18 protein-coding genes are annotated in these 20,959 nt (G+C 39.1%); 8 read left to right on the forward strand and 10 right to left on the reverse strand.

Annotated features, from left to right (window positions below; translation table 11 throughout):
• Nucleotide 1 precedes the first annotated feature (1 nt).
• Nucleotides 2-1,969, reverse strand: coding sequence for a transglutaminase domain-containing protein (locus ACS5PU_RS04270; RefSeq protein WP_439458035.1), 1,968 nt, complete (start codon nt 1,967-1,969; stop codon nt 2-4).
• Between the two features lie 186 nt (nt 1,970-2,155).
• On the opposite strand from ACS5PU_RS04270, the gene ACS5PU_RS04275 reads away from it, so the two are divergent.
• Genes ACS5PU_RS04275 through ACS5PU_RS04285 form a run of 3 tightly spaced genes read left to right on the forward strand, consistent with a single transcriptional unit; the run spans nt 2,156 to nt 5,448 of the window.
• Nucleotides 2,156-3,112 (forward strand): exonuclease domain-containing protein, encoded by a 957-nt coding sequence (locus tag ACS5PU_RS04275; protein ID WP_439458036.1) that lies wholly within the window; start codon nt 2,156-2,158, stop codon nt 3,110-3,112.
• 40 nt (nt 3,113-3,152) lie between these two features.
• Nucleotides 3,153-3,533: a GxxExxY protein gene (locus tag ACS5PU_RS04280; protein ID WP_439458037.1), complete on the forward strand. Its 381-nt coding sequence runs from the start codon at nt 3,153-3,155 to the stop codon at nt 3,531-3,533.
• 55 nt (nt 3,534-3,588) lie between these two features.
• Nucleotides 3,589-5,448, forward strand: coding sequence for a M1 family metallopeptidase (locus ACS5PU_RS04285; RefSeq protein WP_439458038.1), 1,860 nt, complete (start codon nt 3,589-3,591; stop codon nt 5,446-5,448).
• Between the two features lie 206 nt (nt 5,449-5,654).
• Here ACS5PU_RS04285 and ACS5PU_RS04290 read toward each other — a convergent pair whose 3' ends face one another.
• Together ACS5PU_RS04290 and queG are read right to left on the reverse strand one after the other, a co-directional pair.
• Nucleotides 5,655-6,440, reverse strand: coding sequence for a hypothetical protein (locus ACS5PU_RS04290; RefSeq protein WP_439458039.1), 786 nt, complete (start codon nt 6,438-6,440; stop codon nt 5,655-5,657).
• Nucleotides 6,441-6,496: 56 nt separating this feature from the next.
• Entirely contained in the window at nt 6,497-7,435 is a 939-nt protein-coding gene (gene queG / locus ACS5PU_RS04295; protein ID WP_439458040.1) for a tRNA epoxyqueuosine(34) reductase QueG, read from the reverse strand.
• Nucleotides 7,436-7,571: 136 nt separating this feature from the next.
• Here queG and ACS5PU_RS04300 point away from each other — a divergent pair, with 136 nt between their 5' ends.
• Nucleotides 7,572-7,778, forward strand: a complete 207-nt coding sequence (locus ACS5PU_RS04300) for a hypothetical protein (RefSeq protein ID WP_439458041.1) — start codon at nt 7,572-7,574, stop codon at nt 7,776-7,778.
• A 62-nt stretch (nt 7,779-7,840) separates the two neighbouring features.
• Here ACS5PU_RS04300 and ACS5PU_RS04305 read toward each other — a convergent pair whose 3' ends face one another.
• The 3 genes from ACS5PU_RS04305 to ACS5PU_RS04315 form a co-directional block, all read right to left on the reverse strand.
• The gene (locus ACS5PU_RS04305; protein WP_439458042.1) at nt 7,841-9,349 is read right to left on the reverse strand and encodes a GNAT family N-acetyltransferase; all 1,509 of its coding nucleotides are present in this window, start codon (nt 9,347-9,349) and stop codon (nt 7,841-7,843) included.
• Between the two features lie 397 nt (nt 9,350-9,746).
• Nucleotides 9,747-10,769, reverse strand: a complete 1,023-nt coding sequence (gene ruvB / locus ACS5PU_RS04310; RefSeq protein ID WP_439458043.1) for a Holliday junction branch migration DNA helicase RuvB — start codon at nt 10,767-10,769, stop codon at nt 9,747-9,749.
• A 31-nt stretch (nt 10,770-10,800) separates the two neighbouring features.
• Nucleotides 10,801-11,694, reverse strand: coding sequence for a 3-hydroxyacyl-CoA dehydrogenase family protein (locus tag ACS5PU_RS04315; protein ID WP_439458044.1), 894 nt, complete (start codon nt 11,692-11,694; stop codon nt 10,801-10,803).
• A gap of 561 nt (nt 11,695-12,255) precedes the next feature.
• On the opposite strand from ACS5PU_RS04315, the gene ACS5PU_RS04320 reads away from it, so the two are divergent.
• Genes ACS5PU_RS04320 through ACS5PU_RS04330 form a run of 3 tightly spaced genes read left to right on the forward strand, consistent with a single transcriptional unit; the run spans nt 12,256 to nt 17,943 of the window.
• Entirely contained in the window at nt 12,256-15,366 is a 3,111-nt protein-coding gene (locus tag ACS5PU_RS04320; protein ID WP_439458045.1) for a SusC/RagA family TonB-linked outer membrane protein, read from the forward strand.
• A gap of 11 nt (nt 15,367-15,377) precedes the next feature.
• Entirely contained in the window at nt 15,378-16,979 is a 1,602-nt protein-coding gene (locus ACS5PU_RS04325; RefSeq protein WP_439458046.1) for a SusD/RagB family nutrient-binding outer membrane lipoprotein, read from the forward strand.
• A gap of 22 nt (nt 16,980-17,001) precedes the next feature.
• The gene (locus ACS5PU_RS04330; RefSeq protein WP_439458047.1) at nt 17,002-17,943 is read left to right on the forward strand and encodes a DUF1735 domain-containing protein; all 942 of its coding nucleotides are present in this window, start codon (nt 17,002-17,004) and stop codon (nt 17,941-17,943) included.
• Between the two features lie 477 nt (nt 17,944-18,420).
• Here ACS5PU_RS04330 and pdxH read toward each other — a convergent pair whose 3' ends face one another.
• Complete coding sequence (gene pdxH, locus ACS5PU_RS04335; protein WP_439458048.1) at nt 18,421-19,071, reverse strand: pyridoxamine 5'-phosphate oxidase; 651 nt, start codon at nt 19,069-19,071, stop codon at nt 18,421-18,423.
• A 46-nt stretch (nt 19,072-19,117) separates the two neighbouring features.
• Between pdxH and ACS5PU_RS04340 the strand changes: the two genes are divergently transcribed.
• Entirely contained in the window at nt 19,118-19,681 is a 564-nt protein-coding gene (locus ACS5PU_RS04340; protein WP_439458049.1) for a YqgE/AlgH family protein, read from the forward strand.
• 19 nt (nt 19,682-19,700) lie between these two features.
• Here the strand turns inward: ACS5PU_RS04340 and ACS5PU_RS04345 are convergent, their stop codons facing one another.
• The 3 genes from ACS5PU_RS04345 to purE form a co-directional block, all read right to left on the reverse strand.
• Nucleotides 19,701-20,048 carry a HepT-like ribonuclease domain-containing protein gene (locus tag ACS5PU_RS04345; RefSeq protein ID WP_439458050.1) on the reverse strand — a complete coding sequence of 116 codons (348 nt, stop codon included), beginning with the start codon at nt 20,046-20,048 and terminating at the stop codon, nt 19,701-19,703.
• Nucleotides 20,029-20,343: a nucleotidyltransferase family protein gene (locus tag ACS5PU_RS04350; protein ID WP_439458051.1), complete on the reverse strand. Its 315-nt coding sequence runs from the start codon at nt 20,341-20,343 to the stop codon at nt 20,029-20,031. The genes ACS5PU_RS04345 and ACS5PU_RS04350 overlap by 20 nt, the downstream gene beginning before the upstream one ends.
• A 78-nt stretch (nt 20,344-20,421) precedes the next feature.
• Nucleotides 20,422-20,922 (reverse strand): 5-(carboxyamino)imidazole ribonucleotide mutase, encoded by a 501-nt coding sequence (gene purE, locus ACS5PU_RS04355; protein WP_439458052.1) that lies wholly within the window; start codon nt 20,920-20,922, stop codon nt 20,422-20,424.
• Nucleotides 20,923-20,959 lie beyond the last annotated feature (37 nt).

Genomic DNA, 20,959 nt, shown 5'->3' on the forward strand with positions numbered 1-20,959 from the left:
TTTACTTTTTTAATAAAAATTCTGTCTTTTGATTCTGGATAATCCTGCTGTAAAATTCCTTTAAAAAAAGATAATCCTCTGGCTGGTAAATAGCGTTGTTGAACTGTAAAATCTGGCTCAACGATATTCTATCTTCTTCCAAATTGGTCTGCAATAAATATCTGCCGCCGGCATTGGGCAAAGCAATGGCCATATCTTTTGGTTTTTCTAACAATTGGTATTTCTCCGGTAAGGCAATATGAATGGTAATCCGCTCGTCTGATGCTGCACCTAAATCTACTGGATAGGTTCTTTCGTTCAGGTTAAAAGGGTTTTTCGATATCGGATTAATAAAGAAGGGACTAAAGTAAAACTGGTTATTATTAGACCCATCGTTAACCGTAAACTCTACCTCGTACTTTTCTGTCAATACATTTTCTACGCTGTCCAGATTAGAAATCTGGTGTTCCAGGATTTTGATTTTGGTTAAGCGTTCGTCCAATTTTTCTACATATTCATCAGCAGAGCTATAACGCAGAATGTCTTTTCGTTTATTGTAGGCGGCGTAACCCAAAGAATGTGTGGTAAGCGTGCCTAAAATCTTTCCATCGGTTGTCATTTTTCCGCTGAGGATGTAATTGGTAACCGTTTTTTGACTGGCTTTTAAATCGATCCAATACGATGGTTTTTTTAAATTGATTACCCTGCCTTGATCGTTTATACACCTAAGTGGCAACAAACCAAAGGGTAGAAGCGGTTCTGTAGCATCTAAAAGGTAACTTTTGTCGCCTATATTTACCTTGGCTACCAAATAATTAAAATCGCTGATTACCGGATACAGTTTATTTACCGTACCGTTATCACGTGTTGATAGGATAACCGCTTCGGCATCTAAATTTGCGGCAGAGAGCGCTGCAATTAAACTCAAATTTATATCTGCAACATTTCCCGATCTCGATTCGAGCGCTTTCTTAATGTTATCCTGCGCATATTTACCATAATAATTATCCCACTTGATCTGCTTTTTGATGTAATAAAAAATCGATTTTGCTTTTTCAAGATCATCGGTAGTGCCCTTTGTTATTTCGGGAATAAGATCTTTGAAAACATCCTTCCTTTTCATTTGCGAGCCTAGTGATTTATCTGACGTAAGTTCATAGTCTACATCTTTCCAGGTTTTGGTATAAGAAGTTTTGCCGCCGTTCAGGTTCTGAACATCCGAAAGTTCAAAATAAATAGCTGATTTAAAGTTGCTCGGCGCAGTCATATTATCCTCCTCAATAAAAGCGGGTATATTTTTCATGAGGTAAGTAATTTTCGAGCAATCTATTGCTGCACCCGATAAGCGCAAACATTCTTTGCTGAGTTCTACTTTTTGATCAGTTAATTTTTGGAAACCGCGCAAAGAAACGTTGTAGTTATAAATCCCTGGAATGTAGACCAGATATTCGCTGATTACCTTGGGGATATCGCCCTGAAATTCCCAGGTTTTGAAATTAAAAAGGTTGGGCGATTTTAAACGGTAACTGTATTCTATTACCGAACCTTCTTTAAGGTTTGGAAGGGTAAATTTGGTTAAACGGGTGTATTTCGATCGGTTTTCGGTAAAAACAGCCTTTTTATCCATTATGGTTTCTATAAAACTGTTCCCGATAAAATTAAAGGTAGAAGCCTTTAAATCGCTGATGGTTTCTTCCCGCGTATCGTCTTTATAGGTTGGAATAATGATATTCGCTTCTTTAAAGCCCTCTTTGTTGTAGATTTTGATTTTAACGTGGTGCTCAAAAATCAGCTCCAAACTGCCCGTATTGTCATCGCGCTGGATGGAAGCTGTACCAAACTCTTTTAGAACAACGGCATTGGCATTACTGTCTATTGTTTTTCTATCAAATTCATAGTCATCAAAAGTAATGGCACCGTAATTAAAGTTCTGGGCTTTAGTAGTTAAGGATAAGAAAAGTAAGAGTACTAAAATTAATGTATTTTTCATTTAGAGCGTATGTAAATTGCCGCAATTTAGTGGTACCGATCAATATTCTAAAATAATTTGAAAATTAAATTTATAATTAATTAAAGGGCTTTTACCTAACTAATGAAACCTTTTTAGCATTTTTGAAAAAAAAGAATTTGACATTCCGATCCCATATCTAATGTCGCCAATCTCACATCAAACGAAATGAAATTAAATTTAAAACGCCCTTTAGCATTTTTTGACCTAGAAGCTACTGGAATAAATGTTGGAGCCGATAGAATTGTAGAAATTGCAGTTTTAAAAGCTATGCCAGATGGTTCTGAAATTGTTAAAACCTGGCGTGTAAATCCCGAAATGCCAATCCCGTTGCAAACTTCATTAATACACGGTATTTATGATGAAGATATTGCAGATGCACCAACTTTTAAAACTTTGGCAGCAGAGATTGCCGAATTTATTGGCGAAAGCGACTTGGCAGGGTATAACTCAAATAAATTTGATATCCCGATGCTTTTAGAAGAATTTTTAAGGGCTGAAGTGGATTTTGATATGAAAGACCGCAAGTTTGTTGATGTGCAAAACATATTTCACCAAATGGAGCAGCGTACCTTAAAAGCAGCGTACAAATTTTATTGCCAGGAAGATCTGGTTAATGCGCACGCTGCAGAAGCCGATGTAATAGCCACATATAAGGTATTGCTTGGGCAGTTAGAAATGTACAAGGAAACAGAATTTGAAAATAAACAAGGTGTAAAGAGCGTTCCGGTTGTGAATGATGTAGATGCCCTGCACGTTTTTACCAATATTAATAAACCGGTAGATTTTGCCGGAAGATTGGTTTATAATGATGATGATGAAGTGTGCTTTAATTTTGGTAAACATAAGGGCAAAACGACCTTCCAGGTATTTTCTGTTGAGCCAAGTTATTATGCCTGGATGAAACAGGGCGATTTTCCGCTATACACCAAGAAAAAACTGGATGAGGAGTGGGCAAAATTTAACGCCAAAAAGAATGAGAACAAGACAGTGAGGCCTCAAAACAGTATCCCTGCAGCCCAGAAACCGCCATACCCGAAAAAACCTCAACCTAAACCAGAAAAACCAGCAGAACCCATTAATACCGATATGCTGGAACAACTGAAAATGAAGTTTGGTAAATAAATTTATTTGAACCACAGATAAAAAGGATAAACACAGATAGTTGTTTGATTTGGATAGGCTTAATTCTATAACGGAGAAAATAATTGGAGCAGCTTATATTGTTTCGAATACCCTAGGTTCAGGCTTTCTTGAAAAGGTTTATGAAAATGCCATGTTTTTAGAAATAGTAAAATCAAACTTTTCTGTAATTAAACAACAGCCCTTACCTGTTTTTTACGACAACCAAATTGTTGGTGAGTACTTTGCGGATCTAGTTGTTGAAGATGAGATTATAGTTGAAATTAAAGCGATAAAAGAATTAAATGAGGTTCATCAAGCACAGTTGATGAACTATTTAGTTGCCTGCAATAGAAGATGTGGATTGTTAATCAATTTTGGGAAACCGAGAGTTGAGATTAAGAGGATGATGAATGGCTATTAGCTTTGTGATAAAAATCTGTGTTGATCTGTGTTCATCTGTGGTTAAAAATTAAGCAATGAAATATATTAAAATAGTAAGCTTTTTATTGTGTGCCAGCGTTTATGCCAGTGCGCAAACAACCTTGCCAATTGAGCCTGTTTTTACCAAAACGTATCAAAAGGAAACCAGGAACATCAATGGAAAGCCAGGTAAAAATTACTGGCAAAATACATCCAAATACGATTTGGCGGTCGATTTTAATCCGGCTAGCCGGTTGTTAAAAGGTAAAGTACAGGTAACATATACCAACAATAGTCCTGATACTTTGAAAGAAATATGGTTTAAGCTTTATCCCAATCTTTATAAAAAGGGAATACCGAGAAAAGCGAAGTTTGCCGAATCTGATTTGGGAGAGGGTGTAGCGATATCACAGCTGGCTGCAAATGGAAAAAGCATTACCAATTTTAAAATAGACGGAACCAATATGACGGTTGATGTTACGGCGGTGCTGCCAGGTAAAACAATCTCTTTTTCTATCGATTATAGTTATACTTTAAATAAGGGATCACATATGCGTACCGGTCAAGTAGATGAGGGATCGCATTTTGTAGCGTATTTCTTTCCACGTATAGCCGTTTACGATGATGTAGATGGCTGGAATAAATTTCCATATACCGGAGCTGAAGAGTTTTACAATGATTTCGATCAGTTTAATGCATCCATTACAGTGCCTGGAGGTTTTGGTGTTTGGGCAACCGGCGACCTAAAAAATCCATCAGAAGTTTTTCAGAAAGACATCGTTTCTAGGCTGTTATCTGCTGAAAAAAATGATGCGGTCATAGATGTAATTACGGATAAAGATCTGGCTGACAAAAAGGTAACCCAGCCCAATGCTTTCAATACGTTTAAATTTGAAGCTAAAAATGTAACTGATTTTGTGTTTGCTTTGAGCGACCATTACCTCTGGAAATCGAGCAGCTTGGTGGTAGACCCTAAAACCAAAAGAAGAACCCGTGTTGATGCTGTTTTTAATCCAAAACATAAAGATTATTACGAGGTAATTGATTTTGCCCGCAAAACTGTACATGCCATGAGCTACAGTTTTCCGAAATGGCCATTTCCTTATAACCACGAAACGATATTTGATGGCCTGGACCAGATGGAATACCCAATGATGGTGAACGATAACCCGGTTGATAACCGCGTGGATGCCATTACCCTTACTGACCATGAAATTTTTCATACCATGTTCCCCTTTTACATGGGCATAAACGAAACCAAATATGGTTGGATGGATGAAGGCTGGGCTACCATTGGCGAGTGGTTAATCTCTCCGATGATAGATTCTACTATCGTAGATGAATATGGCGTTCAGCCAACGGCTTCATCTTCGGGTGGAAAAGACGATACACCGATTATGACATTAACCCCTGATTTGAAAGGATCTGGATCGTTTACCAATTCTTACCCAAAACCAGGTTTAGCTTATCTGTTTGTTAAGGATTATTTAGGCGATGAACTGTTTACCAAGGCTTTACATACCTATATTAGGAACTGGAACGGCAAACACCCAATGCCATACGACTTTTTTAATAGCATAAACGAAGGTAGCGGTAAAAATTTAAACTGGTTTTGGAAAGCCTGGTTTTTTGAAGGCGGCGTTACCGATATGGCCATAAAAGCAGTAGATAAAACTACAAACGGATACACCGTTACCATTGAAAACAAAGGAACCAAGCCTTTACCAATTGATTTAGCTTTAAATTATGATGATGGTACAACGTCGCATAACCACAGTACAATCGGTGTTTGGGAAAGTGGAAATAAGCAGGTTGCCATTGAGGTGAAAACCACCAAAAAATTGGCTAAAGTAGTGATGGGAAATCCGCATACGCCAGATAAGGTTAAAAGCGACAACAGTTTTTCTGTAAACTAATAGCCTGAGTCCTATTGATATTTTATTTGTAATGACAATTTTTAATCTTTTTGGCTAAGTCGATCGTCATGCTGAACTTGTTTTAGCATCTTTCCTGCCAGGATAGACCCTGAAATATATCCGATAGTTATCGGATCAGGGTGACGGCAGTAAACTAGAAAATCATCAATAATAAGTTATAACAGCAGATAATAATTGAACGAAGATTAATAAGATTTGAAAAGAGGATAGTAAGGTTTATTTATTATCCCTTCATCGCTAAAAATAGGGCAAAGGACGGCCTCTCTTAAAACTTTTTTAAGAGAGGCCTTTTTGTGGTTAACGTATATTTTGTTTTGGATTAACCTAATGCCATGGCTATAATCGGCCCATGTGTTAGTGTGTTTATTGTAAACGGGCTGAATTGCTTTTCCATCTAATTTGTGCCAGCCATAAATAACTACCCTCGGCGTTTTTTCTCCATAAATTTTATTCGAAATTATAACGTCTTTTTTGTTTCCAGCTGTCAATTCACCAGATTGACGGTTGAGGAATTTTAATTCAAACTGTTTCAATATAGAATCAGTATGTGCAATAAAAACGGGTACGGTTGTCATTGCTTTTGTGGGTGCTATCGGTTGCGGAGCCAGTTTAATTTTAGATTCGGCATAAATACGGTCGACCAAAAGTTTAGTAGGCAATAAACATTTGGTGAGATGGGCCACTTTTTGCGCCAAAATAGGCGTCATCGGTACATAGAAAAAGTCCTCGTTATTACCAATCGCCATGTAATCGGGGAGTACGTAATAACAGATAGCATAGGTTTGGCCATTATTGGTCCACCCGGTTTCGATTTTTACAAGCTTCCTCAAAAAATCGGGTACATTCCCATTTTTAATTTCTCTGAAAATGAGCTGCTCGCGATCCATCAAGCTTAAAGTACTATCGCTTATACTCAAGGCAAATGCTTTACCAGTTAATGCATTGGGTTTTCTTTTTTTTAGCTTAAGCACTTGAGCATTTACAGATGTGACCATTAGGAGCCACAAACAGATTGTAATTAATTTTCTCATTTATTGGGTTTCAGAAAATCGATATTCCGCTTTAAACCAGCATATTTAGTGCGTTTAACTGCCGATCCTTTAAAAACCTTTTTAAAAACATCATCTGTAATTTCTGTCAGGTCTTTTGAATTCAATTCAAGCAATCCGTTCTCCGCATTAAAAGCGCGCTCACTGTGGGGCTTGGAGAAACGGTTCCAGGGACAAACATCCTGACAGATGTCGCAGCCAAACATCCAATTGTCCATTTTATCTTTAAACTCATTCGGAATTTCATTTTTGAGTTCGATGGTCAGATAGGAGATACATTTAGTACCATCAACAATCTGCGGGGCAATTATGGCATCTGTAGGGCAGGCATCTAAACAGCGTGTGCAGCTTCCACAGTAATCAGCCTGATAGGGGTGATCGTAATCCAGTTCCAGGTCTATAATTAATTCGGCGAGAAAGAAAAATGATCCATTGGTTTTGCTGATGAGGTTAGAATTTTTGCCGATCCAGCCAATTCCTGATTTTTTGGCCCAAGCGCGGTCTAAAACCGGTGCCGAATCAACAAAGGCCCTTCCCGAAACTTCTCCAATATGTGTTTCGATAAAATGGGTCAGTTCTTTCAGCTTATCTTTGATCACCGTGTGGTAATCCTGGCCGTATGCATATTTAGAGATTTTTGGCGCATTAGGGTCTGCTTGTTTTTCTTCTGTGTAATAGTTTAAGGATAAGGAAATTACCGATTTAGCCCCATCAACCAATAAGCGTGGATCGAGGCGTTTATCAAAGTAGTTTTCCATGTACTTCATTTCGCCGTGGTGGTTTTGGGTTAACCATTTTTCGAGCCGGGGTGCTTCTTCCTCCAAAAATTCGGCTTTGGATATGCCACAGGCCAAAAAGCCCAAACGCAGTGCTTCATCTTTTATCAGTTGACTATATTTTGCAGAATTGTTGTACACCAGTTTGCAAAGATAAGGCTTCTATTTAAAACATTTTCACTAATAGGTTGTTCTAAATACAGAAACTAAATTAATTAATTATCGTTCTTCAACATCGAATTTGATTTGAAAAGAGAAGACATTAACGTATAAAATAATGGAAAATATAGATCCAAAACATACGGAAACAGGAGCAGCTCCTAAACCTATTGAAAAAGATTATGAAAGTCATAAACAAGATCCAGGGCCCGCAAAACCTGCCGTTACTGAAAAAGATGAGAATGGTGCAGGGCAGGCGCTGAAATGGATTTTACCAATTCTTATTATCATTGGCCTCATCGTATGGTTTGCCATGAGAAAATAATTAGCTTTAGATTTGAATGAAAGATGCCGGTTAGTGATGTGACCGGCATTTTCTTTTTAACGCTATTTTAACAGTTTAACCTGATAGAGGTCGTTTCTTCGGTCTTTTAAAACCTTTACCGTACCGTAATGGTGCAACTCATCTAATAAATGTAAATCAACATCAACCACTAAAACCATTTCGGTATTAGGCGTGGCTTCGGCTTTTATCGCATTGGTAGGAAATGCAAAATCAGAAGGGGTAAAAACCGCCGATTGTGCAAACTGGATATCCATATTATTTACTTTGGGTAAATTACCCACACAGCCCGCAATGGCCACATAACATTCATTTTCTATAGCCCTGGCCTGTGCGCAATGGCGAACACGCGTATAACCATTCTGGGTGTCGGTTAAAAAGGGTACAAATAAAATCTGCATGCCCTGATCTGCATAAATACGGCTTAATTCAGGAAATTCTACATCGTAGCAGATCAAAATGCCCACTTTACCACAATCGGTATCAAAAACCTGTACCTTATCCCCACCAATCATTCCATAATACTTTTGCTCGTTCGGTGTGATGTGTATTTTTCGGTATTCATCTATTTTACCGGTGCGGTGGCAAAGGTAAGTGGCGTTATAAAGTTTGCCATCGTCCAGTAGGGGCATGCTGCCCGTAATGATGTTTACGTTGTAGCTCAAGGCATATTCGTGCATTTTTTGAACAATCTCTTCCGTTTTTTCTGCAAGCTTGCGCATGGCTTCAATTTCTGGCAGGTTGTTGTATGGTTGGAGCAAAGGCGTATTAAACAGTTCGGGAAACATGATGAAATCTGATTTATAGCCGCTTACTGCATCAACAAAAAACTCTACCTGTTCGTAAAACGATTCCATATCCGGGAATAAACGCATTTGCCACTGCACTAAGCCCAATCGGATGGTCATGGCAGAACGCGCTGAGGCATCTACACCTTGATAATAAATATTGTTCCACTCAATAAGCGTGGCATATTCTTTAGATTCTTTATCGCCTGGGAGGTAATTTTTAAGCACTTTCCTTACGTGAAAATCGTTAGAGATCTGGAAAGTAAGCGTTGGATCGTAAATTTCTTTTGCTTTTACTTTATCGATGTACTGCCTCGGACTCAGTTCTTGAGCATAAGTATGATATCCCGGAATTCTTCCCCCGGCAATTATGCTTTTAAGGTTTAAACTTTCGCACAGCTCTTTTCTCGCTTCGTATAATCTTCTGCCTAAGCGGAGTCCGCGGTATTCGGGGTGAACAAAGATTTCAATTCCATAAAGGGTATCTCCATTTGGATTGTGGGTAGAGAAAGAATAATCGCCGGTAATTAATTTATAAGTATGCCGATCTCCATATTCATCGTAATCTACTATAATGGCAAGCGAACAGGCCACCACTTTATCATCAACAGCGATGCAGAGTTGCCCTTCAGGGAAAATATTTAAAAGTTTTGCAATGCTCGATTTTGGCCAGATGGAACCGCCCATGCTATCATAAGCTTGCAGCATAGATTCTTTAAGGTCTGCGTAATCTTCGAGCGTTAGTTTACGTAATTCGATATTCATAATCTGTTTGATTTTTCTATATGATGAACACCAAAAGGCTTCAAATGTTCATATAGATTTTCTTTTTCCTCAGATTACGGATAGCGGGGATAGGTATTGTGTAGAATCTTTAGAGTAACCGTCATTTCAACTGGACCTGATAGTTGTCGGGTGCAATGAAGTGCTCAGCGAAGCTAATCTGTCTCGATATAGATCTCTCCATTCCACTGCGTTCCATACGATAGCTATCGGATCGAGATGACGTCTGAATTTTTACGTGCTAAAAATTATACTGATTATCAGTTGTTTATATGGACGTCATTTCGGCCGAAGTGGAGAAATCCGAAGCAGCTGAATTAGCTTTCTCTCCCGGAATATTCAGGGCTGTGCTCCGTTCGAAATGACGCATTGGGTTATTTTAAAACAACTTACCGGTTTGCCCTGGAAAGATCTTCTTTAAATGTTTATAGGCGGCTTCTGTTACCTCTCTGCCGCGTGAAGTACGCATAATATATCCTTCCTGAATCAAGAAAGGTTCGTAAACCTCCTCAATTGTTCCTTCATCTTCGCCAACAGCTGTGGCAATGGTTTTCAGACCTACAGGTCCGCCCTTAAATTTGTCGATAATGGTCACCAAGATTCTATTGTCCATTTCATCTAAGCCATGTTCATCAACATTTAAGGCATCTAAAGCATATCGGGCAATTTCGGTATCGATGTTGCCGTTCCCTTTAATCTGGGCAAAATCTCTTGTTCTACGTAAAAGCGCATTGGCAATACGGGGTGTACCACGGCTACGTCGGGCAATTTCGTATGCGCCTTCATCGCTTATGGGCGTTTTTAATATTTCTGATGAACGCAAAACAATAGTGGTGAGCAACTTTGCATCATAATAAGCCAAACGTGCATTTATACCGAAACGGGCGCGCAATGGAGCAGTTAATAAACCAGAGCGCGTGGTTGCCCCAACTAAGGTGAAAGGATTGAGCGAAATTTGTACCGAACGGGCATTTGGCCCTGTTTCGAGCATAATATCGATCTTGAAATCTTCCATGGCTGAGTATAAATATTCCTCAACCAATGGAGATAATCGGTGTATTTCGTCAATAAAAAGAATATCGCCTTCATCCAAACCCGTTAACAATCCCGCTAAATCGCCTGGTTTATCCAAAACCGGTCCTGAGGTTACCTTAATACCGGTAGCCATTTCGTTGGCAATAATATGAGAGAGGGTGGTTTTACCTAAGCCCGGAGGACCATGTAGCAGAACATGATCTAAGGCTTCGCCGCGAAGTTTTGCTGCCTGAACAAAAATTTTCAGGTTTTCCATCACTTTTTCCTGCCCGGTAAAATCTTCAAAAGCCTGTGGCCTTAAAACCCTTTCAATATCACGATCGGTTGGGGTTAGGTTGCTTGCTTCTGGATCAAGATTCTCATTCATACAGCAAATATAAAATTAAATGCTAAAAAAATTAGGATTTTTTAAATTTATCCGAAACGATCAGTTCTTTCGATCCAGTTGTGTAGTGATAAAAGCCTTCGCCGGTTTTAGCGCCTTTTTTACCGGCTGCAACCATGTTTACCAATAACGGACATGGGGCATATTTGGGATTGCCGAAACCATCATGCAATACCTTTAATATGGCCAAACAAACATCGAGACCAATAAAATCGGCCAATTGTAGTGGACCCATTGGGTGTGCCATGCCAAGTTTCATTACCGTATCTATTTCATAAACGCCGGCAACACCTTCGTACAAGGTATAAATGGCTTCATTAATCATGGGCATTAAAATTCGGTTGGCCACAAAACCGGGATAATCATTTACCTCTACCGGAACTTTCTCTAAATTTTGCGAAAGCGACATGATGATGTTTGTAGTTTCATCACTTGTAGCATAACCACGTATTACCTCTACCAATTTCATTACTGGAACGGGATTCATAAAATGCATACCAATTACCTTATCGCCACGTTTGGTTACAGCAGCAATTTGCGTAATGGAAATAGATGAAGTATTAGAAGCCAGAATAGCATGCGCTGGTGCATATTGATCTAAATCTTTAAAGATTTTTAATTTCAGCTCTACATTTTCTGTAGCGGCCTCCACAATTAGGTCTGCATTTTTTACGCCTTCCTCAATGGTAGTAAAAGTAGTTATGTTTTGAAGTGTAACCGCTTTTTGTTCGATGGTTAAGGTACCTTTGCTTACCTGCCTGTCGAGGTTTTTACCTATGGTTGCTAATGCCTTATCTAGGGCAGGCTGGTTAATATCAATGAGGTTTACCTGGTAATTAAACTGGGCAAAAGTATGGGCAATGCCATTTCCCATGGTACCAGATCCAATAACTGCAATTTGTTTCATGTTTAAAAAGGATTTACAACAGCGAATTTAATTATTTACCGCAGAGTAAGCGCAATGTTTTACTGATTGTAATAAAGTACATTTTTAGGGGTTTGGTAATGGTTTTTTACCCATTTTTTTTGTGTTTTGTCGGTTTTGGATGATGCTTTAGTGTCGTTGAGCAAAGTTATTTGGTTTTTGTTTGAGAAATATGATTAAGGGGGCTTTTTTTTGCTATTAAAAGTTTTGTGACTGACTCAAATTTTAGCTTCTTAACAAAATATTGCGGTTTTTTTGCTAAAAAATGTCATTTAACAATGTTAAAATGATTTATCGATACAAAATATAGTTCTATCGGTTCTTAATATTTTAGTTGTTCCCTTTCTTCTTTATTAGTGGCTGAATTATTAATCGCTGCAATTGTTCGCAACAGACCGGAATACCGCTCATTTTTCCGGATACAGTGAAAATTAAACTAATCATTTTTCAGGTTTCATTTGAACAGGCCATTTGGGTTTGTTGTGGTTCTTGCTACGATTGGTTTTTCAAACACATTATTAACTTATTAAACTAAAAATGTAAATGAAAAGAAAACTACTAAAGTGTTTGGTGTTCTTTATTGTTTTGCTCGTAACAAAAGTTTCTGCGCAAGAGAGAACGGTTACCGGGGTGGTATCGGCCAAAGAAGATGGCCTGCCAATTCCGGGGGTGAGTGTTAAAGTGAAGGGAACAAACAATGGCGTCACCACTGGCGCCAACGGTGCCTACAGCATCAAAGTGCCTTCTGGCAGTCAGGCGTTGGTGTATACTTTTATCGGTTACAAAACAAGAGAACAGAATGTAAATGCCCGTAACATTGATGTTGTACTCGAATCGGATGTAAATACATTGGATGAAGTTGTAGTAGCGGCCGGCGGTATTAAAAGAACCGCACGTGAGCAGGGATATGCCTCTACAAGGATAGATGGCGAATCGCTAACTGCAGGTAAATCGCCAACTATAGCAGGGGGCTTAGTGGGTAAAGTGCCAGGTTTGCAGATTAATGCCGTAGGTAGTGGCGTTAACCCAAGCTACCGATTGGTGCTAAGGGGAAACCGTTCTATTACGGGTAATAACCAAGCACTAATAGTATTGGATGGTGCTGTTGTACCAAATGCTATTTTAGGCAATTTAAATCCTGATGATATAGACGATATTACGGTATTAAACGGTGCCAGTGGCGCGGCTCTGTATGGTTCGGATGCCTCAAACGGTGCATTAATTATCACGACCAAAAAAGGTAAAGTAGGTACGCCGGTAATTAAACTATCCAACACCACGGTTTTGGAGCAGGTTAGCTTTTACCCACTGTTGCAGAATAGCTTTGGATCGGGCTCAACATCAGGTGCACAGGTTTACGAAGCCATTGAAAACCAACAGTACGGACCAGCTTTTGATGGAACAACCAGACCAATTGGACGTGTAACCGAAAGCGGTGCACAACAATATGCTACTTATTCGGCTACAGATGATAAATACAATTTCTGGAATACAGGTGTATCAAACCAGACCGATTTTTCAATTTCTGCGGCAGATGAGAAGTCTTCATCTTATTTATCTGCACAATATTTAGATGGTTCTGGCACTACACCAAAAGATCAGTATACCCGGGCAGCGATAAGATTTAACGGGACAAGGAACTTTACAAAAAGATTTACCGCAAATTATAATGCCAGCTACACCCAGAACAAGTACGACATTACCAGTGCAACTTCTACCGTGTACAATAATCTTTTAAATACACCGGCTCAGATTCCATTGCTGCAGTATTCGAATTGGCAGGATGCAAGTGGCTGGGGCAATCCGGATAATTATTATAACGATTATTACGAAAACCCTTATTGGGCAATAGATAATTACAGGCAAAATACCACAAACGATTATTTAACTGGATTGCTGGAGTTAAAATACAAAGCTGCCGATTGGTTGGATTTTACCTACAGGGCTGCCATTACCAACCGTTATTATAAAAACAAAAACAGTACTGCCGGCTATACCTATACCCAGTATACGCTAGATCATTCGGCCAAAACAAACGAAAGCAGTGGTGTAAGTGATGAGATGCTGAACACAAGCAATTTCAGCACTGATTTTTTTGCCAACATTAAAAAAGATGTAAAGGATTTTTCTTTCAATGCCTTGATCGGAACATCATTAAAAAGTTATACCTATAAATACCTTAACGCATCGGGCAGTGGCTTACAGGTTGATGAGCTGTATAACCTGGGTAATATTACAGGAACACCATCGGCAGGCGAAACCAATTACAATACCCGCCAGTACGGTTTATGGGCCGATGTAACGGTGGGTTACAAAAAATACCTGTATCTGCATTTAACCGGTAGAAACGATTGGGTTTCTGTTTTGGCACCCGCAAACAGATCTTTTTTCTATCCAGCCGCTGATTTATCTTTTATTCCGACTGATGCCTTTAGCTTTCTAAAAAACAACAAAGTGCTCGATTACATGAAGATTAGGGCCGGTGTTTCAAAAGTAGGTAACGTAAACGTGGGCAATACCACAAACGGTGGTGCCTATTCGCTGCAATCTACCTTCGATTCGCAAACTGGATATGGTTATGGCACCGGTTATACACCAAACAGCACGTTGGTTTCGAATAACCTAAAGCCCGAAATTACAACTGGTTATGAAGGAGGTGTAGATTTTAGGTTGTTTAAAGGCTTGGTAGATGGAACGGTAACGTATTACAACACCAGCTCAACAGGCCAGGCCATTACCGCCGGTGTTCCGGTTACTACGGGATATAGCTATTATCTCTTAAATACAGGAGAATTAACCAATAAGGGCTGGGAAACTGCTTTGCACTTTACACCGATCAGAAAAGGAGATTGGAAACTAACCGTAGGTGGTAATTATACTTATAACGACAATAAACTGGTTTCCCTATCCAACGATTTAACACGTATTGGGGTGAGCAACAGTTCAACTATTTTTGGTCAGGTGGGTGCGGTGTACCCGGTGATCATAGGTTCTGATTACATCCGCGATGCTGAAGGAAGGGTAGTGGTTGATAAAAATACAGGCTATCCGGTAGGTACCACCACAGGTAATATTTTGGGTAATACCATCCCTAAAAACCGATTGGGCTTAGATTTTCAGCTTTCTTATAAAGGCCTAACCTTCTCTGGTTTGTTCGAATACAGATCCAATTATGTGCAATACAGTACCGCTGGTTCTACTTACGATTTCTCCGGATCATCGGCAAGGAGCGCATACTACAATAGAGAGAAATTTATCTTTCCAAACTCCTCTTATTACGATGCGGCAAGTGGCAGTTATGTGGCCAACAACAGTGTTACCGTATCAGATGGTGGCGCAGGTTTCTGGACCAGCAGCAGTTTGTATTCTGGCGTAACCAGTAACTATGTTTACTCGGGCAATTACTGGAAATTAAGGGAGCTGGCCTTGGCCTACAAGCTTCCATCATCCGTACTGCGTAACGTGAAATTTATTAAATCGGCTACCATTAGCGCCCAGGGCCGTAACCTGTTTATCTGGATGCCAAAATCGAACGAATATGCCGACCCGGATTATAGCAATAACGGATCTGATAGCAATGCCGTTGGTATTACCTCGCTATCGCAAACACCGCCTACTAGATACTATGGTGGAACTATATCATTAACTTTTTAATGCCCATACACATGAAAAGATTTTTAAAATTAATGGTCCTTTTAACCATTGTTTTTGCCGCGCCAAGCTGTAAAAAAGGTTATCTGGATATCAACGAAAATACCAATGCAGCCACTTCTTCTTCGCCCGAACTGGTTTTGCCTGCTGTTTTAAACAATACGGCTTCAAACTTTATTACTTATTTCAATTACGGGGCATGGTTGGCCGGCTATCAGGCCAATGCGGGCGGTTATTCTTTCTCGGGTTCTACCTATTTTACCTACAACTGGAATTCGGGAACAAATAACGGTTTGTTTAACAGTGCGTTTTCTGACTTAAGAAGCTATCAGTATATCATTACCTCAACGGCCAGTGTAAATAAATACGTTCTGTTTAATGCTGTAGCCAGGATTATGAAATCTTATTACTATCAGATTTTGGTAGATGAGTATGGAAATGTTCCTTATACCGAAGGATTGGCAGGTGTTGATAATCTTACACCACATTATGATGATGCTGCTACGGTTTACAAATCGCTTGTAAGCGAAATAGATGCTGCCATTGTGCAGCTTAAAGCCAACGGAACCAGCACTGTTGTAACTGCTTTAGGTTCGGCTGATGTGGTATTTGGTGGCGATGTAACCAAATGGATCCAGTTTGCCAACAACATTAAACTGCGCATTTTAACAAGGGCGCAAGATGGTCCTTTAGCTTCTTTTGCTACAACAGCATTTGGCACTTTCTCTTCTGAAGGGTTTTTAACCGAAGATGTACTCATTAATCCAGGATATGTAAGTACAAGCGCGCGTCAAAATCCACTTTGGAACACGTACCACTCAACCTATACCGGTAGTAACGGAAGCTATGCAGCTCAGCAGATCCCAACCAGGTGGATATTTTCATTTTATAATGGCACAAAGTTAACCGATGGTACCCGTGGGGCTTTGATCTACAAAAATTACGCAGCCGGTACCACACCAATCAATCAGTTGGGTAACGAAACCAATGTTTCATCGTGGATTTCGGGCTATCCAGCTTGGTATATTGGTAATGCAACGGGTTTAAATGCGCCAACTGTTCAAGGTATCCTGAAAAGCCGTGTAATGGGCCAATTAATTATGCCAGCGGCCGAAACCTATTTTCTACTTGCCGAAGCGGCATTAAAGGGTCATGCTTTAGCTGGCGATGCAGCCACCAATTTCGACAACGGAATCAAGGCTTCATACAATTATCTGCAGAAATCGGGTACCACAACAACAGCTGCAACCCCTGCGGTTTTAGATGCTTACCTAAACACCTATAAAGCTGCAAATGCCACCAGTTATCTGGTGAATTATGGTTTAACTACAACGGCAGCGCAACGGTTGGAAGCCATTATCACACAGAAATACATCGCCTTAAACTTTGTTAATGGCTACGAGGCCTGGCAGGAATATAAAAGGACTGGTTACCCGGCCATTAGCGGTACGGCTGCAACAACAACATTCGCATCCTTACAATCGTCGGCTACAACGACCGATCGCTTACCTGTACGTAACCTTTACCCAACAACTGAATATAATTTAAATCCAAATGTACCTACAGGTTTGAACGTGTACACTTCGAAGGTTTTTTGGGATGTTAACACCAACTAAGTTTTAGATAAAGAAAATGAATATGAAAAATTATAGAAAAATATATTTCGCACTGTTGGCATTCAGTATAGGATTTTCATCCTGCACCAAAGAGAATGGAATTTATACCGAAAATGGCTCAACAGGCATCGTCGAACTGGCAGATTTGCCTTCGAGAACGAGCTCAACGGCCTATTCCGTTGTAACCAAATCATTTGATGCGGCGGCATCTATCGATTTTCCTGTTACGGTAAACTACACAGGGGTAGATGGTGCACCAGAAGATGTAAGTGTGGTTTTAGCTTTCGATGATGTTGCAGTAAGCACCATGAGCAGCACTTATACGGTATTGCCATCCACGTTATATACTGTGCCAAACTATACGGTAACCATTCCGAAAGGATCAAAAACAGCCACATTCCACATAACCTTAAATACTGCTGCTTTTCATTTCAGCAAAACCTATGCCTTGGGCATTAAAATCAAATCTTCATCGGCAGGCACAATCAGCAGCAATTATGGTACCGGTGTATTTGTAATTGTGGCCAAGAATAAATACGATGGGGTGTATACAGTAACTTCTACAAGCGCTATGGTTGATGCAACATCAAGCACTTTAACAGGTTATTACCCGATGACACAGGAGCTGAGAACAACTGGCGCAACTTCGGTTGTAGAATACGATGGTTATTTATACGCCAATAATTATTACCATCCGATAAAAAGCGGAACATCAACCTCTGCATACGGAAATTTTGCGCCAATTTTTACGATGGATGCAAATGGAAATGTAACCAGCGTTACCAATTATTACGGTCAGGGCACCAACTCATCGGTAAGGGCTGCGAAGCTTAACCCGGCAGGCGTTAACAAATTTACGGTTTCGGGTACCACGAAAGTTTTGGAAGTAAGCTACATCATGACACAATCTGGTGGGGATAGGACATTCTTTTATGAAAAATGGACCTATACGAAAGCAAGATAAAAGCTTTTAAATACAAGTAAATTATTGCCATAAATTTTCGCCATTCTCAAACTAAATTGAGAATGGCGTTTTTGTGTTTATGCTAATCATTTATATTGAATTTTTAGTTGCTTTATTGCTATTTAAAATGCTGATTAACAAAAATATATAGTTAAATTTTGTTAAATGAAATGTTAAATTTTAGACGCTGTTTTTTGATCGATACAAAGCAATTATTCGTCGGTACATGTTTTATTTTGAGCCATTTTTTAAAGACTTTTGATGTATCAGAAAAACAAAATAGCAATTGGATTGCTTATAAAAAGATGAAAATTTCCGTCTGCATTTGAAAAATGAAGACGTTTAAATAAAGGTACTTCCTAGTAAATTTAGGTTAGTTAATGATTAGTTAAAATAGAGATCTTGCTGGATAGCCGATCTCTATTTGTGTTTTAATGGTATCTCACTTCCGATTACGGACTGTTGGCTTTACACTTACTAAGGTGCCAATCTGTTTTTAATCCAGCTGCCTTTAACCTTTTCAAAGTTAATTCTATCGTGCAACCTGCTGGTTCTTCCTTGCCAAAATTCTATCCGGGTAGGCTTTACCAAATAACCGCCCCAATGTGCAGGCTTGGCAATAGCTTTATCCTGGTTTTTCGATTTAAATTCTTCTACTTTTTGTTCTAAAAATTCCCTGTTTGGTATAATCTGGCTTTGTGGCGAAGCAATGGCACCAATCTGGCTTTCAACCGGACGGGTATTAAAATAAGCTTCAGAAGTTTCTTTATCTAATTTTTCTACCGTACCCTCAATCCGCACCTGTCTTTCAAGCTCTGGCCAGTGAAAAACAAGGCAGGCAAAAGGATTTCTTTTTAACTCTTTGCCTTTGGCGCTTAAATAATTGGTATAAAACCTAAAGCCTTCTTCATCTACTCCTTTAAGTAAAACTATCCGGGCATCAGGCCTTCCCGATTTATCTGCCGTAGCCAGAGTCATTACATTTGGCTCGTATATTTTAGCTTCGACGGCGTGTTCAAACCATTTTTTGAACTGGTTTATCGGGTCATTATCAACGTCAGATTCGTCTAGTGATGCACTTTTGTAATCTTGGCGCAGGTTTTGTAGAAATTCATTTGTAACTTGCATTTAACAAAAATAGGCATCTTTTACGGTGTAACAAACGATTATCATCATGCTGAACAATATAAAACCAAAAACAGGCCGATTGCTCATCTCAGAACCTTTTATGGCCGATCCAAACTTTAAAAGATCTGTGGTATTGTTAACCGAACATGGCGAAGACGGAACTGTAGGTTATATATTGAACCAAGTAGGCAATCTTATCCTGAACGATGTGATACAGGATTTATGGGAAGCAAAGAACTACATTTATTTTGGTGGACCAGTAGCGGCCGATACGCTGCACTTTATTCACCGTTGTTATGATAAACTGCAAAGTGGCGAACCCATTGGAAACGGATTGTATTGGGGAGGGAATTTTGAAACACTTAAAATCCTTTTAAATACAAATGCGATAAATGCAGATGAAGTTAAGTTCTTTATGGGGTATTCTGGTTGGGATAATGGACAGCTCGACCGCGAAATAGAGCAGAATGCCTGGATGGTGAGCGATAACTTTAACCCAGATTTAATTTTTGGCAACGATGATGAAAAACTCTGGCGGGATGTGATTGTAAACTTAGGGCCTAAATATGCGCATATTAGTAATTTCCCTGCTGATCCGAGTTTGAACTGATCAGTTCAGAGATGTGAATCTATTTAATCTCTAGTTCATCAATAATCAATTTAATTTGTACAGCTAATTCAGGAATATCAGTAACGATAACATCCCAAACAATATCATAATCAATACCAAAATAATGATGAATAATCCTATTTCTCAAATCGGACATTTCTCTCCAAGGCACTAAAGGGTAATTTGTTTTTATATCAGGATCTATTTTCGAGCTTGCTTCACCAATGATTTCTAAGCTCCTACAAATAGCTTTTGATAATCTTTCGTCATTAATAAAGTCTTCGTAAGTATTCGCATTGCGCTCTTTAAGCAGGTACTCGCACTCTTGTAGGATATGTTTTAAAAACTCAACTTGAGAAAGAAACATATTCAACAGATTTTAAAATATGCGGTCCAATGAAGGGGCTTAAAGATTGTTTGGTTATTAAATCAACCTTTCTATTAAATAGGCTTTCTAGGAAATAATTTAGCGACATAAAATTTTTAAAGGTTTTGTTTTCCTTTTTAAGGTCTACAAGTAAATCTATGTCGCTATTTGAATTTGCGTTATTTGATAAGAAAGAACCGAAAAGCCCAATTTCCTTAACGCCAAAACGCAATAAATCTTTTTGATTAGATTGAAGTTGCTGGATAATTTCGTTTTTTGTAATCAGCTTTTCCATTCAATAAAAATAAGTAAATAAAATTAAATTATTTATGGTTAGATTTCCTGTGCTTATTTCTTTGAATGTAACTAAGATTTACATCTCAGCAGCACTTTCCTCAACTTTTCTTCTCAACTCATCTTTATAGGCCTGCATTTTAACCGTTAAAGCTTCATCAGCTGTAGCTAAAATCTGTGTAGCCAATAAACCTGCGTTTTTTGCCGCATTTAAAGCTACCGTAGCTACAGGAATGCCATTTGGCATCTGTAAAATAGATAAAATACTGTCCCAGCCATCAATAGAGTTTGACGATTTTACAGGAACGCCGATTACCGGCAAAGTAGTAATAGAAGCCACCATGCCTGGTAAGTGGGCAGCACCACCGGCACCGGCAATAATTACCTTTAAGCCGCGGCCTTGTGCTTCTTTAGCATAATTGAACATACGTTCAGGTGTTCTGTGGGCAGAAACTACCGTAATTTCGTAAGCGATTCCAAATTCTTTTAACACATCGGCAGCATCCTGCATAACAGGCAAATCTGATTTGCTTCCCATGATAATCCCAACCAATGCCGAACCTGAATTTTCTTGACTCATATTTTATTCTGTTTATTTTTTTATAATGATGTGCTAA

The sequence above is a fragment of the Pedobacter sp. GSP4 genome, assembly GCF_051857575.1.
Lineage (GTDB): Bacteria > Bacteroidota > Bacteroidia > Sphingobacteriales > Sphingobacteriaceae > Pedobacter.

What these genes read in the sequence shown, in the direction of transcription:
- ACS5PU_RS04270 (WP_439458035.1), bottom strand. Translation starts at nt 1,969, where the DNA reads ATGAAAAATACATTAATTTTAGTACTCTTACTTTTCTTATCCTTAACT.
- ACS5PU_RS04275 (WP_439458036.1), top strand. Translation starts at nt 2,156, where the DNA reads ATGAAATTAAATTTAAAACGCCCTTTAGCATTTTTTGACCTAGAAGCT.
- ACS5PU_RS04285 (WP_439458038.1), top strand. Translation starts at nt 3,589, where the DNA reads ATGAAATATATTAAAATAGTAAGCTTTTTATTGTGTGCCAGCGTTTAT.
- ACS5PU_RS04300 (WP_439458041.1), top strand. Translation starts at nt 7,572, where the DNA reads ATGGAAAATATAGATCCAAAACATACGGAAACAGGAGCAGCTCCTAAA.
- ACS5PU_RS04305 (WP_439458042.1), bottom strand. Translation starts at nt 9,349, where the DNA reads ATGAATATCGAATTACGTAAACTAACGCTCGAAGATTACGCAGACCTT.
- ruvB (WP_439458043.1), bottom strand. Translation starts at nt 10,769, where the DNA reads ATGAATGAGAATCTTGATCCAGAAGCAAGCAACCTAACCCCAACCGAT.
- ACS5PU_RS04315 (WP_439458044.1), bottom strand. Translation starts at nt 11,694, where the DNA reads ATGAAACAAATTGCAGTTATTGGATCTGGTACCATGGGAAATGGCATT.
- ACS5PU_RS04320 (WP_439458045.1), top strand. Translation starts at nt 12,256, where the DNA reads ATGAAAAGAAAACTACTAAAGTGTTTGGTGTTCTTTATTGTTTTGCTC.
- ACS5PU_RS04325 (WP_439458046.1), top strand. Translation starts at nt 15,378, where the DNA reads ATGAAAAGATTTTTAAAATTAATGGTCCTTTTAACCATTGTTTTTGCC.
- ACS5PU_RS04330 (WP_439458047.1), top strand. Translation starts at nt 17,002, where the DNA reads ATGAAAAATTATAGAAAAATATATTTCGCACTGTTGGCATTCAGTATA.
- pdxH (WP_439458048.1), bottom strand. Translation starts at nt 19,071, where the DNA reads ATGCAAGTTACAAATGAATTTCTACAAAACCTGCGCCAAGATTACAAA.
- ACS5PU_RS04340 (WP_439458049.1), top strand. Translation starts at nt 19,118, where the DNA reads ATGCTGAACAATATAAAACCAAAAACAGGCCGATTGCTCATCTCAGAA.
- ACS5PU_RS04345 (WP_439458050.1), bottom strand. Translation starts at nt 20,048, where the DNA reads ATGTTTCTTTCTCAAGTTGAGTTTTTAAAACATATCCTACAAGAGTGC.
- ACS5PU_RS04350 (WP_439458051.1), bottom strand. Translation starts at nt 20,343, where the DNA reads ATGGAAAAGCTGATTACAAAAAACGAAATTATCCAGCAACTTCAATCT.
- purE (WP_439458052.1), bottom strand. Translation starts at nt 20,922, where the DNA reads ATGAGTCAAGAAAATTCAGGTTCGGCATTGGTTGGGATTATCATGGGA.